The organism is Streptomyces sp. NPDC029122 (assembly GCF_055569445.1).
On sequence record NZ_JBVHWK010000003.1, the window covers coordinates 292,772 to 305,866 of the forward strand.

Here is a 13,095-nt window from a genome sequence, read left to right on the forward strand (position 1 = left end):
TCCCCCCCCCCCCCCCCCCCCCCCCCCCCCCCCCCCCCTCCCCCCCCCCCCCCCCCGCCCCCCCCCCCCCCCCCCCCCCCCCGACCCGCCCACCGCCCAGGCGGGACGGATCCTGGACGCCTACTACGTACGCCGCCGCGCCGACCACGTGGGCGTGGCGCACCGCCTGCACCTGAGCCGCGCCACGTATTTCCGCCGGCTCGACCTCGGACTGACCCGCATCGCCGAGCGGCTCCTCGCCGGGTACCGCGCGTCCTGAGAGGCCGCGCCCCCCATGGCGGGAGGGTGACGCGGGTCAGTCGCGCTTCGGGGCGGTCGGCTCGTGGCCCGGGTAGACGTGGTCCGGGGTGACGATGCCGGTGATCGCCTCGCCGAAGAGGGTGCTCGGTTCCTGGCCGTCGTGCAGGACGTCGGTGTTGAGGATGACGACCAGGGTCGCCTGCTCCTCCGGGAGGTAGACGCCGAGGCTCTCGTAGCCCGGGAGCGACCCGTTGTGGCCGATCCAGCCCTGGACGTCGAAGATGCCCAGGCCGTAGCCGGCGCCGGGAATGCCGGTGGAGGTGGTCTTCAGGCGCTCCGCCTGTGTCGCGGGCTTCAGGAGGGTGCCGGTGGCCAGGGTCTTCGCCCAGCCGCGCAGGTCCTCCATGGTGGAGATCATCGCGCCCGCCGCCCACGCCCAGGAGGGGTTCCAGTCGGTCGAGTCGACGATGTCGCCGGAGGCCGACTGGTCGGTGTAGCCCTGCGCGTGCGGGTCGGGGAAGTCCGCGTTCGTGGGGAAGAGGGTGCGGTGCAGCCCCGCCGGTCCGATGACCTGTTCCCTGATGACCCGCTGGAGCGGCTGACCGGTGACCTTCTCGATGACCAGGCCCAGCAGGATCAGGTTGGTGTTGGAGTACTGGAACTTCGCGTTCGGCTCGAACTGGACCGGGTGCCGGAACGAGTAGTCCAGCAGCTGCCGGGGGGTGAAGGGGCGGGTGGCGTCGGTGGTGAGCGCCTTGTCGAACCCTTCGTCCTCGCTGTAGTTGAAGAGGCCGCTGCGCATGCCGGCCAGCTCGCGCAGGGTGATGCGGTCGCCGTTCGGCACGCCGGAGACGTACTTCCCGATGGGGTCGTCCAGTCCGGCCTTGCCCTGGTCGACCAGCCGGAGCAGGGCGGTGACGGTGAAGGTCTTGGTCTGGCTGCCGATGCGGGTGTAGAAGTCGGTCCGCATCGGCGCGCCGCTCTCCTTGTCGGCCACCCCGAACGTCCTGACGTAGCTGCCCTTGCCCGGCGCCCACAGCCCCACGATCACGCCGGGCACCTTCGCCTCGCGCAGGGTGTCCTGAATCGCCGCGTCGAGCTTCGCGGCGACCGCGGGGGTGAGTTCGGGGAAGTCCCGGCCGGTGTCCGGCGAGGGTGCGGATGGCGCGGAGGGGACGGCGGGCGCGGCGGTGGTCCGGGCCGGGGCGGACGCCCCGTACGCGGGGCCGGCGGCGACCGGGGCGATGAGCACACCGGCGGCGGTCACGGCCGTGCAGGCCCGGCGCAGCCGGATACGGGCGGTCGGCGTCATGGCACGGCCTCCTGTCGTCCGAGGAACCCGAGACCCCGAGGATCGCGACGAGGCGACAACGTACCCAGCCTAGGACCGCCGCCGCCGCTCCGCCCGGCGGGCGGCGGGCGTGGTACGGGGGCGGTGCGTGAGGCATCGGGGGGACGAGTCGGAGCGGGACGAGGCAAGGGGGGCGCCGCGTCCCGCTCCGCAGGTGATCGAGTATCCGATCGGACGTCGCCGCAGTCCTTCCTGAGCCGCGGCGACCCGGTTCATGCTGGTCGGCGCCGCTGACGTCCCGCTCACGTTTCGCTAACGCCCGCCCGCGGCGCGGTCCGCTCAGTAGGCTGGCCGTCCAGGGCGACTCGGCGACGGCAGGGGGCGGTCATGCGGGGCGGAACGGTCGCGGTGGTCGGCGGGAGCATCGCGGGGTGCGCCTTCGCCTCGGCGGCGGTACGCGCCGGGGCCGAACGGGTCGTCGTACTGGAGCGCACGCGCGGGCGGCTCGCGGACCGGGGGCTCGGACTGTGCGTGCACGACGAACGCGCCGCCGAACTGGCCGCCGCCGGGGCGCTGCCCGGCGGGATCCCCGCGCACCGGCTGCTGCGGCGGCGGTGGGTGGTGCGCGACGCGGAGGCCGGGCCCGGCGGACGGCTCGTCTGGGAGCAGCCGTTCCCGTTCCACTCGTACCACTGGGGGCTGTTGTGGCGCGGGCTGCGCGAGGCGACGCCGCGGCAGGTCGTGTACCGGCAGGGCGTGACCGTCGCGGGCGTGGCCGGGGACGCGGACGCGGCCGAGGTGCGGCTCGGGGACGGCTCCGTCGAGCGGTACGACCTGGCCGTCGGCGCGGACGGGTACCGGTCGGTGGTCCGGGAGGCGGTGGCGCCGGGAGCACGGCCGCGCTACGCCGGGTACGTGTGCTGGCGCGGCAACTTCGACGCGGCCGCACTGGCGGGTGACGGCTCGCACCCCGACGCGGTGACCACGGTGTGCTACCCGGGCGGGAGCTGCGTCATCTACCGCATCCCCGGCCCCGGCGGGCCGCGCGTGAACTGGGTGCTCTACGCGCCGCCCCCGCGGGACGGACGGCTGCGCTTCGACGACCCGACCAGCTTCCCGCCGGGCGCGCTCACCCCGGGCCTGCTGGAGCACCTGCGGGCGTTGCTGGAGCGGGAGTTCCCGCCGTACTGGGGCCGGGCGCTGGCGCTGACCGACCCGGCGGACACGTTCGTGCAGCCCATCTACGACCTGGAGACCGCGAGCACCACCGCCGGCCGGCTCCTGCTCGCCGGGGACGCGGCCACGGTGGTGCGCCCGCACAACACCAGCGGCGCCGCCAAGGCGCTCCAGGACGCCACCGCCTTCGGGGCGGCGTGGGCCGGGGCGGACACGTGGGAGGAACTGCTGCGGGCCTACCGGGCGGCCAGGGGCCCGGCCGGCCGGGAACTGGTCGCGCTGGCACGCCGGCTGGGGCGCGCCCAGGTGGAACGGACGCCGGACTGGGCGCGGATGAGCCGGGGCGAGGCCGAGGCGTGGTGGCGGGCCCAGCTCGCGGGGGCGCCGGGCATCGGCGGACAGGCGATGACGCCGTAGCCCGTGCCGCCGGCTCCGCCCCCGCCCCGCCCCGGGGCTGCGCCCCCTCGCCCCGCCCCGTCGCCCCGCCCCAGGGCTCCGCCCCGCCCCGACCGCCCCGCCGCCGCGCCGGCCCCGGAGGGCGAACCCGCGTACGACCCCCGTGCCACCGCGCGACCGCACGGCCCCCCTTGACGGGGGAACGCGCCGGGGAGACGCTCCCCGGGCTCATGACCGAGGTTGCAGCTGGGGGGGCCGGGAATGCCGGAGGAGTCTGTCCAGACGGTGGGGGAGCTGCGGGCGCGGCTCGCGGAGCTCGGGGCGCGCTGGAGCGTCAGCGAGCACCTGTCGGACGGCGATCCCGTGCCGAGGCCCGCGCTCGGGCTGGAGCCGGGGCTGAACCTGACGCCCGCCGCGGAGGCGGGTCCGGTGGACCTGCGGGCGCTCGTGGGGAGGCCGAGCGGCAACCCGCACCTGACCCGGCGCCGCGCCGCCCACGGGCTGCTTCCTGGAACGGCCGGCGGCGGCCCCGGCCGGCCCGTCGCCGTCGACTGGCGCGACCGGTGGGGCCGGCCCTGGCTGACGAAGGTCAAGGACCAGAACCCCTGCGCCGCCTGCTGGGCCTTCGCCGCGGCCGGGCTCGTCGAATCGATGGCCCGGATCGAGCACGGCGTATGGGCCGCGCGCTCCGAGGGCGACGTCCACGGCGGCCTGAAGTCCACCTGCGGGCAGGGCGGCGACCCGGAGACCGCGCTCGGCTGGATCAGGGACAACGGCGGTCTCGCCGACCCGGACTGCCGGCCGTACAGCCCCCCGCCCCCCGGCCTGCCGGCCGAGCGGCGCGACGCCTGGCGCGCCGAGTACCCGCCCGGCTGGGACCGCTCGGGCCGCACCGTCCGCATCACCGACTACGTACGCCTCGGCGACGTCGAGCAGCAGAAGGTGTGGCTGGACACGGTCGGCCCGCTCACCGCCTGCTTCGACGTCTACGACGACTTCTTCGGGCTCGGCCCCGGCGTCTACCACCGCACCGGCGGGCGGCTCGCGGGCGGCCACTGCGTCCTGGTGGTCGGCTACGACGACGCGGCGGGCTGCTGGCTGTTCAAGAACTCCTGGGGAACCGGCTACCACGTCGGCGGCTACGGCCGGATCGCCTACGGCGAGGCCAACATCGACTACTGGGCCAAGTGCGGCCTGCGCGGCACCAACGTGGACCCCTGGACCAAGCGCCGCCTGCACGCGGGCAGCGTCTACGAGAGCGGCAACGGCCGGGCCCACCGCAACTTCGAGATGGCGGCCACCGCGGGCGGCGGCCGGCTCCAGCACTGGTGGCGCGAGGGCGACGCCCCCTTCGCCTGGTCCCGGGGCGGGACCTTCGCCTCCGACGCCTCCGGCCAGCCCGCCTTCACCGGCAGCACCTACAACCGCAACATGGAGTCCCTGCACGTCACCACCGGCGGCCGGCTGCGCCACTGGTACTACGAGCAGGCCTTCCGCGTCTGGCGCGACGGCGGCGCCTTCGGCCCGGGGGACGCGGCCATCGGCTCGACCCCGGCGTTCATCCAGAGCGACTACGGCACTCCGGGCAACTTCGAGGTGGTGGTCCGCACCGCCGACGGCCGCCTCAACCACTGGTGGCGGATCAACGGCGCCCCCTGGACCTGGCACGACGGCGGCCGCTTCGCCTCCGGCATCGCGCACTACGGCCCCGCCCTCGTGCAGACCCGCTCCCGGACCCTCGACCTGGTCGCCACCCGCACCGACGGCCGGATGCAGCTGTGGTGGCGCGACGACCCCAACGGTTTCGTCTGGCGGGCCGGTGAGGTCTTCGGCGGCGGCGCCGGCTCGGCGCCCTGCCTGATCGAGGGCCAGTACGGGGCCGCCGACGAGGACACCGCCGGGAACTACGAGCTGTGCGTGGCCCGCACCGACGGCCGGGTCGAGCACTGGTGGCGGGGGAACGCGGCCGGCGCACCCTGGGCCCGCGGCGCCGTCTTCGGGCACGACGCGCTCGCGGTCACCGGGATGCTCCAGGGCGGCTTCGGGTTCGACCTGGAAGTCCTCGTCCTGCGCACGGACCGCCTGCTCCAGCACTACTGGCGCGACGGCGCGGGCTGGCACGAGGGGGCGGTGATCGGCCCGGCGTGAGGTCACCGGCGCGGCCTGAGCGCCCAGTGCTGTACGGCTTCCAGCGGGCCCCGCTCGAAGCGCCGCAGCCACAGCCGGGACGCGGCCACCAGGGTCAGGCTCACCGCCGCCCACAGGCCCATCACCCACCAGGGCCCGCTGTCGCCGAACCGTTCGGCCAGGCCCAGCCCGAAGCCGTAGCAGAGCAGGGCGCACAGCAGGTTCTGGCCGACGTAGCAGGACAGGGCGGTGCGCCCGACGGAGCCGAGGGCCCCGGCGCCGGGGACGGCGAACCGGTCGAGGGCCCGCCCGATCAGGCCGATGTACCCGACGGCGACCAGCGGGGCGACGGCGTAGCGGCCCATCAGGAAGAAGTCGTCGCCGCCGAGCCAGGCGGCGGCGCCCAGCGGCAGCCCGAGGCCGAGCCCCCAGGCGGCCATCCGGCCTCGGATCCGGTGCCCCGCGGCGGTCGGGGTGAAGGCTCCGGCGCGGTGCAGGCGCACGCCGAGGAGGAAGAGGAAGAGCAGCAGTCCGAACGTGAAGACGGGCTCGACGCGCAGCGCGAGGGCATGGTCGAGCCGGAAGCCGATCTGCTCGGCCCAGCTGCCGTGCGCGTAGAGCCGCACCGCCCGCGGATCGAGCGTCTCGGGCGCGTCCGGCGTGAGCACGCCCGCCAGCGTCACCAGGGCGGCCAGCGCCAGGTGCGTCCCGCCGGCGACCCACATCACGACCCGCCGCACCCGCTCGGAGCGGGCCAGCAGCCAGGCCGTCAGCAGGGCGGTGACGGCGTAGCCCATGAGGACGTCCCAGGCGAAGACGAGGACGAAGTGGACGGTGCCCTCCAGGAAGAGGAACGCGGCCCGCCGCGGGTACCGCCCGGGCCACCGCTCGCCGCGCCGGGCGGCGGAGTCGTACTGGATGGCCAGCCCCACGCCGAACAGGACCGTCAGCAGCGAGAGGAACTTCCCGTCGGCCAGGAAGCGGAAGACGGCTTCGGCGACGGTGGCGGGGGACGGGTCGGCGACCGGGTCGGGCAGGCGCAGACCGCCCTGGAGGACGCTCCACTCGGAGCCGGGCGAGGCGAAGATCCACACGTTGGTCATGAGCGTGCCGAGGATGGCGGCGCCGCGCAGGACGTCGAGCAGGGGCAGCCGGGCCGCGGTCGCGTCCGAGCGTGGGGTGAGCAAGGTGTCGGCCATGTCTTCAGCGTCCCGGCGCCAGGGGCCGGATTCGTCCTGCGGGCGGACGAGCGCGGCCTGCATCCTTTGATGCAGCCGCCGTCGGCCGGCGTCCACATCGCGGACGGGGAAAATCGTTGCGTCCTCCATGTATCTATCCTGTGCGCATGCCATCAGCCACCCGCGTGACCACGGACGCCCTGCGCGCCGGGGACGCGGGCCGTGACGGCGGTGGGGAGCGATGACCGCCGATCCGCGCGGCGGCCGCACGGCCGTCGCCGTCTGGTGCGTCGGCGTCGCCGTCTACTTCGTCGCCGTCATCTTCCGCACCAGCCTCGGCGTGGCCGGCCTGGAGGCGGCGGACCGCTTCCACGTCAACGCCTCCGCCCTCTCCACGTTCTCCCTGCTCCAGCTGCTGCTCTACGCGGGCATGCAGGTCCCCGTCGGCCTGATGGTGGACCGGCTCGGCACCAAGAAGGTGCTGACGCTGGGCGCCGTCCTCTTCACCGCCGGGCAGCTCGGCTTCGCCCTCTCCCCCTCGTACGGCATGGCGCTGGCCGCCCGCGCCCTGCTGGGCTGCGGCGACGCGATGACCTTCATATCCGTTCTGCGGCTCGGCAACCGCTGGTTCCCCGCCCGGCGCGCCCCGGTGATGGGGCAGCTGGCCGGGCTGGTGGGGATGGCGGGCAACCTGGTCTCCACCCTGGTGCTGGCGCCCGTGCTGCACGGCCTCGGCTGGGTGCCCGCCTTCGCGGGCAGCGCGGTGGCGGGCCTGATCGTCCTCGTCCCCCTCGTCCTGTTCCTGCGCGACCACCCCGAGGGACACGGACCCGCGCCCGTCAGCCCGGGCACCGGGGGCTTCGTACGCCGCCAGATCAGGGAATCCTGGCGGGAGCCGGGCACCCGCCTCGGCCTGTGGGTGCACTTCACCACGCAGTTCCCCGCGATGGTCTTCCTGCTGCTGTGGGGCATGCCGTTCCTGGTCGAGGCGCAGGGACTGCCGCGGACCACCGCGGGCGGGCTGCTGACCCTGGTCGTCGCCTCGAACATGGCCTTCGGCCTGGTCTACGGGCAGCTCATCGGACGCCGTCCGGCCGCGCGCCTCCCGCTGGCGCTGGGCACGGTCGGCGTCACGGCGCTGCTGTGGGCGTCGGTCCTGGCGTACCCCGGCGACCGGGCGCCGATGTGGCTGCTGGTCATCCTGTGCGTGGTGCTCGGCACCTGCGGACCCGCCTCGATGATCGGCTTCGACTTCGCCCGGCCCGCGAACCCGGCCGAACGCCAGGGCACCGCGTCCGGGATCACCAACATGGGCGGCTTCCTCGCCTCCATGACCACCCTGCTGGCGGTCGGCGTCCTGCTCGACGCCACCGGCGACGACTACCGGACCGCCTTCTCGTCGGTGTTCGTGGTGGAGCTGCTCGGCCTCACCCAGATCCTGCGCCTGCACCGGCGGGCCCTCGCCCGGGAACACGAAACCTCCGACCGGGAGCGGGACGCCCCCGAACGCGACGCCCCCGGCCCCGCCGCGCCGCCGGCCGGGGAGAGCCGGCGGAAGTCCGTCCGGCCGGCGCCCCGCTGATCCCGCCCGCAGGCGCCTCCGCCCGGCCTACCGGGTCCTACGGGGTCACGGCGAAGGCCCCGAGGATGGCGGCGGCCAGCTCGGTGTCGCCCTCCACCTTGACCCGGTCGGCGACCGTGCGCGGCCGGACCCGGCCCGCGGCCAGCCGTACGTACGTCTCCCAGTCCATGGCCAGCGACACCGCCGGGCCCAGCGAGGGGGTCTGGTCGAGGCTGGCGCGGCCCGCCGCGTCGACCCGTACCGTCCGCAGGAACTCCACCGGCCCGTGCACGTCGATGACGACCGCCGAGTTCGGCGGCGCGCCCGCGCCCTTCGCGACCACCTTCGGCAGCCCCGCCAGCAGGATGTCCCGCGCCACGAACGCGCCAGGCGAGTCCCAGTTCCCCGGCACGCCCAGCGCGGCCCGCAGGTCCTGCTCGTGGATCCAGGTGTCGAAGGCCCGCAGCCGCAGCGCGAACTCCAGCGTGATCTGGTTGCCCTGCGGCCCGCGCACCATCGTCGTGGCCGGATCCCGCTTCTCGTTCCGCAGCTGGCGCCGGCGTCGGATGACCGTGTACTCCAGCTCCGAGGTCATCTCCGGGGCGGTGTGGTGACGGCGGACGTCGACCGGTACCTCCATGTACCGGGTGAACTCGTCCACCACGTGCCGCAGGTCGCGCGGCAGCGTGTGGATCGGCCGGGGATCGCCGAGCATTTCCAGCTCTAGGCCGATGATGTGGGACACGACGTCGCGCACGGACCATCCCGGGCAGGGCGTCGGAAGGTTCCACCGGGCCTCCGGGAGGGGGAGGACCAGCTCGGTTATCGCCTCGATGGAGTGGGTCCACGCGTCGGCATAGGGCTCAAGGCTGGGATGGACGGTCAACGGGACCCCTCGCTGGCTGTTCAATGGCGCGTTGTGGACTATTCCCAAAACTACGCTGCCGATGAGCACCCCGGCAGCGCTTTCGTGTGACGATCGTAGGCCTTGAGTTGACCGGCTGACATGCCAGGACGGTGGTAGCGTGCGCGCCTCGCTGATTCAAATCGCGGTGAACGAAGCGGAGTCGGTGGCTTCCCGGCGCCAGCGGGCCGCCGATCTCGTACGGGAGCAGAGCGGCTCCGATCTCGTGGTGCTGCCGGAACTGTGGACCGTGGGCGCCTTCGCCTACGAGCAGTTCGAGACGGAGGCCGAGCCGCTGGACGGCCCGACGTACGAGGCCATGTCCAAGGCCGCGCGCGACGCCGGGGTCTGGCTGCACGCCGGGTCGGTCGTGGAGCGCGCCGGTGACGGCTCGCTCTACAACACCGCCCTCGTGCTGTCCCCGTCCGGCGAGCTCGCCGCCACCTACCGCAAGATCCACCGCTTCGGCTTCGACCAGGGAGAGGCGGTCCTGATGTCCGCCGGCGACACCCTGACCACGGTGACCCTGCCGGAGCAGACCCTCGGCCTCGCCACCTGCTACGACCTGCGCTTCCCGGAGCTGTTCCGCGGCCTCGTCGACGCCGGCGCCACCACGATGGTCGTCGCCGCGGGCTGGCCCGCCCGGCGGCGCGAGCACTGGACCCTGCTGAACCGGGCGCGGGCGGTGGAGGACCAGGCGTACGTACTGGCCTGCGCGACGGCCGGTACGCACGCCGGCGTGGAACAGTCCGGGCACAGCCTCGTCGTGGACCCCTGGGGCGAGGTGCTGGCCGAGGCGGGCCCGGGCGAGGCCGTCATCACCGTGGACCTGGACCCGGCGAAGGTGGCCGCCACCCGGGAGCAGTTCCCCGCCCTGAAGGACCGCGCCCTGGGCCTCCACCCCCCCGTCCGCCCGTAGCCCCCGGGGCGGTGGCGGACCTCCGGAACTCCCGTCTCAGCCGTCGGAGTTCCCGTCCGCCCCGCCCTCCTCCCGTTCCTTTTCGGCCATCCTGATCACGCACACGGCGAGCGCCACCAGCAGCGCCGCGTCCGCGTCCTCCCGGACCACGTCGACGGCGTACGTCTCGCGGATCCGGTACCACTGGCGGGAGACCAGCGCGAGCAGCTCGCCCTCGTACTCGACCTTGAACTCGCGGTCCAGGATCCGCCCGCTGACGTCGAGTTCCGTGCCCTCGGCCATGGTCACGCGGAAGTGGTTGCGCAGCAGCGACAGCCGCTTGCGCCGGATCACCGCGAGGCGCCGGCCGTCCCGCTCCAGGGTCATCGCGTCCCGCAGGGCGAAGAGCTTCTCCCGCAGGGTGAGCAGGATCCGCCCGTCGGGGTCCTTCAGCTCCAGGGTGTCGCGGAAGCGCAGCGCCTTCCCGTCGACGAGGAAGGCGTGCCGGCCGTCCTCGTCCTCGATCCAGTAGTCGTCCCCGATGGCCAGCATTTTGTCCCGAACGAGGTATTTCATGTGCTGATCGCTGCCCGGGATAGCTTGAGCCCATGCCCACCACGCGTCTCCTCTACGTGACCGACCTGGCCTACCCCGCGCGCGGCCGCCGCTACGGCGACGAGGACGTCTTCCTCACCGCCCGCCTGCGCGAGCACTTCCGCCTGGCCCTGTGCCACCCGCTGGACGCGGAGGCCCTGATGCCCGGATTCGACGCCGTCGTCATCCGCAACAGCGGCCCGGTCCTGGGCTACCGGCAGGCCTACGACGCGTTCCGCGCGGCCGCGCTCGCCACCGGAACCCCCGTCTACAACCCGCTCACCGGCCGGGGCGACATGGCCGGCAAGCAGTACCTCCTCGACCTCACGGCCGCCGGGCTCCCGGTCATCCCGACCGTGGACGACCCCGCCCATCTGGACCGCCTGCCGAGCACCGGCACGTACGCGGTCAAGCCCAAGCAGGGCGCCGACTCCATCGGCCTCACCTTCACGGCCGCCCCGGCCGGCCCGGTGGGGGAGATCCTCATCCAGCCCCGGATCGACTTCGCGTACGAGGTGTCCTTCTACTTCGTCGACGACGCCTTCCAGTACGCCCTCCACGCCCCGGACCCCGCCCGCCGCTGGGAGCTCACCCCCTACGAACCGAGCCGCGAGGACCTGGCCTTCGCCCGCCGCTTCATCGACTGGAACACCCTCGACCACGGCATCCAGCGCGTGGACGCCTGCCGTGCCCCGTCAGGGGAGCTGCTGCTGGTCGAGCTGGAGGACCTGAACCCGTACCTCTCCCTGGACCTGCTGCCCCACCCCACCCGCGACTCCTTCGTGGACTCCCTGATCACCTCCCTGGACTCCTTCCTCAAAGCCCCCTGACCCGCCCCGCAGGGCGCGGCTGCGGTGGGCAACGGGCAGCTGGCAAGCTTGAAGGATGAACGATGCTGCCCCGGCGCCCACCCCCGCGCCCGCGCCCCGCAAGCGTGCCCGTGTCCGTGCCCCCGAGCTGATCGGCAAGGGGGGATGGATCAACACCGGTGGGAAAGATCTGACCCTCGCCGACTTCCGAGGTCGCGTATTGATTTTGGATTTCTGGACGTTCTGCTGCGTCAACTGCCTCCACGTCCTCGATGAGCTGCGCGAGCTGGAGGAGAAGCACCGGGACACCGTGGTGATCGTCGGCGTGCACTCGCCGAAGTTCGTCCACGAGGCCGATCACGCCGCCGTCGTCGACGCCGTCGAGCGGTACGAGGTCCACCACCCCGTGCTCGACGACCCCGAGCTCGCCACCTGGAAGCAGTACGCCGTGCGGGCCTGGCCCACGCTCGTGGTGATCGACCCCGAGGGGTACGTCGTCGCGCAGCACGCCGGTGAGGGGCACGCGCACGCCATCGCGCGGCTCGTCGAGGAGCTGGAGGCCGAGCACGAGGCGAAGGGGACCCTGCGGCGCGGGGACGGGCCGTACGTGGCGCCCGAGCCCGTCGCCACCGACCTGCGGTTCCCCGGCAAGGCGCTCGTGCTGCCCTCGGGGAACCTGCTGGTCTCCGACTCGACGCGGCACCAGCTCGTGGAGCTGGCCGCCGACGGGGAGAGCGTCGTACGCCGCATCGGCAGCGGCGAGCGCGGTTTCGGGCCGGGCGCCTTCAGCGAGCCGCAGGGACTCGCGCTGCTGCCCGACGGGCGGGTCGTGGTCGCCGACACCGTCAACCACGCGCTGCGCGTCTTCGACCCCGGGACCGGGGCCGTCGAGACCGTCGCCGGGACCGGACGGCAGTGGTGGCAGGGGTCCCCGACCTCCGGGCCGGCGCTGGAGGTGGACCTGTCCTCGCCGTGGGACGTCGCCTGGTGGCAGGGCAGGGTCTGGATCGCCATGGCCGGCGTGCACCAGCTGTGGACCTGGGACCCGGAGGCGGGGACCGTCGCGGTCGCCGCCGGGACGACGAACGAGGGGCTCGTCGACGGGCCCGCCGCCGAAGCCTGGTTCGCGCAGCCGTCCGGGCTCGCGGCCGCCGGGGACCGGCTGTGGATCGCCGACTCCGAGACCAGCGCCCTGCGGTATGTAGAGCGCGAGGGGGACGGGTACGCGGTGCGGTCCGCCGTCGGCACCGGCCTGTTCGACTTCGGGCACCGGGACGGGGACGCCGGGCAGGCGCTGCTCCAGCACCCGCTCGGGGTGACCGCCCTGCCGGACGGTTCGGTCGCGGTGTGCGACACGTACAACCACGCCCTGCGCCGCTACGACCCCGCGACCGGGCAGGTCTCCACCCTCGCCACCGACCTGCGCGAGCCCAGCGACGCCGTCCTGGTGGGCGGGGACATCGTGGTGGTGGAGTCCGCCCGGCACCGGCTGACGCGGCTGCGGCTCCCGGAGGAGGCCGTACGGGTCGACGCCGTCGCCCACCGCACCCAGCGCGCCGCGACCGAGGTCGCCCCCGGCACCCTCCGCCTCGACGTGGTGTTCCAGGCCCCGGCCGGCCAGAAGCTGGACACCCGCTACGGGCCGTCCACCCGGCTGCTGGTGTCCTCGACCCCGCCGGAGCTGCTGGCGGAGGGCGACGGACCCGGGACGGACCTGTTCCGGGACCTGGCGCTGAACCCCGCCGTCACCGAAGGGGTGCTGCACGTCTCGGCGATGGCCGCGTCCTGCGACGACGACCCGGAGAACGAGTACCCGGCCTGCCACGTCCACCAGCAGGACTGGGGCGTCCCGGTCGTCGTCACGGCCGCCGGCGCCACCCGCCTGCCGCTGGTGCTGGCGGGCATGGACGCCTGACGGAGC

10 protein-coding genes are annotated in these 13,095 nt (G+C 74.2%); 6 read left to right on the forward strand and 4 right to left on the reverse strand.

Annotation, left to right across the window (positions count from 1 at the left end; translation table 11 throughout):
* Positions 1-295 precede the first annotated feature (295 nt).
* A complete protein-coding gene (locus ACZ4WZ_RS05945; protein WP_467885589.1) occupies positions 296-1,552 on the reverse strand; it encodes a serine hydrolase domain-containing protein in 1,257 nt (418 codons plus the stop codon).
* Positions 1,553-1,918: 366 nt separating this feature from the next.
* Here ACZ4WZ_RS05945 and ACZ4WZ_RS05950 point away from each other — a divergent pair, with 366 nt between their 5' ends.
* Both ACZ4WZ_RS05950 and ACZ4WZ_RS05955 read left to right on the forward strand, forming a co-directional pair.
* The gene (locus tag ACZ4WZ_RS05950) at positions 1,919-3,124 is read left to right on the forward strand and encodes an FAD-dependent monooxygenase (protein WP_467885592.1); all 1,206 of its coding nucleotides are present in this window, start codon (positions 1,919-1,921) and stop codon (positions 3,122-3,124) included.
* 240 nt (positions 3,125-3,364) lie between these two features.
* Positions 3,365-5,251, forward strand: a complete 1,887-nt coding sequence (locus ACZ4WZ_RS05955) for a C1 family peptidase (protein WP_467885595.1) — start codon at positions 3,365-3,367, stop codon at positions 5,249-5,251.
* Positions 5,252-5,253: 2 nt separating this feature from the next.
* Here the strand turns inward: ACZ4WZ_RS05955 and ACZ4WZ_RS05960 are convergent, their stop codons facing one another.
* The gene (locus ACZ4WZ_RS05960) at positions 5,254-6,429 is read right to left on the reverse strand and encodes a DUF418 domain-containing protein (RefSeq protein WP_467885597.1); all 1,176 of its coding nucleotides are present in this window, start codon (positions 6,427-6,429) and stop codon (positions 5,254-5,256) included.
* 220 nt (positions 6,430-6,649) lie between these two features.
* On the opposite strand from ACZ4WZ_RS05960, the gene ACZ4WZ_RS05965 reads away from it, so the two are divergent.
* Positions 6,650-7,990, forward strand: a complete 1,341-nt coding sequence (locus ACZ4WZ_RS05965) for an MFS transporter (protein WP_467885600.1) — start codon at positions 6,650-6,652, stop codon at positions 7,988-7,990.
* Positions 7,991-8,027: 37 nt separating this feature from the next.
* Here the strand turns inward: ACZ4WZ_RS05965 and ACZ4WZ_RS05970 are convergent, their stop codons facing one another.
* Positions 8,028-8,855, reverse strand: a complete 828-nt coding sequence (locus ACZ4WZ_RS05970; RefSeq protein ID WP_467885603.1) for a maleylpyruvate isomerase family mycothiol-dependent enzyme — start codon at positions 8,853-8,855, stop codon at positions 8,028-8,030.
* Positions 8,856-8,994: 139 nt separating this feature from the next.
* Between ACZ4WZ_RS05970 and ACZ4WZ_RS05975 the strand changes: the two genes are divergently transcribed.
* Positions 8,995-9,792, forward strand: coding sequence for a carbon-nitrogen family hydrolase (locus tag ACZ4WZ_RS05975; RefSeq protein WP_467885606.1), 798 nt, complete (start codon positions 8,995-8,997; stop codon positions 9,790-9,792).
* Between the two features lie 36 nt (positions 9,793-9,828).
* On the opposite strand, the gene ACZ4WZ_RS05980 is transcribed toward ACZ4WZ_RS05975, so the two are convergent.
* A complete protein-coding gene (locus ACZ4WZ_RS05980) occupies positions 9,829-10,347 on the reverse strand; it encodes an LURP-one-related/scramblase family protein (protein WP_467885608.1) in 519 nt (172 codons plus the stop codon).
* A gap of 32 nt (positions 10,348-10,379) precedes the next feature.
* Between ACZ4WZ_RS05980 and ACZ4WZ_RS05985 the strand changes: the two genes are divergently transcribed.
* Together ACZ4WZ_RS05985 and ACZ4WZ_RS05990 are read left to right on the forward strand one after the other, a co-directional pair.
* The gene (locus ACZ4WZ_RS05985) at positions 10,380-11,195 is read left to right on the forward strand and encodes an ATP-grasp domain-containing protein (protein ID WP_467885610.1); all 816 of its coding nucleotides are present in this window, start codon (positions 10,380-10,382) and stop codon (positions 11,193-11,195) included.
* Between the two features lie 55 nt (positions 11,196-11,250).
* A complete protein-coding gene (locus ACZ4WZ_RS05990) occupies positions 11,251-13,089 on the forward strand; it encodes an NHL domain-containing thioredoxin family protein (protein WP_467885612.1) in 1,839 nt (612 codons plus the stop codon).
* Positions 13,090-13,095: the final 6 nt, after the last annotated feature.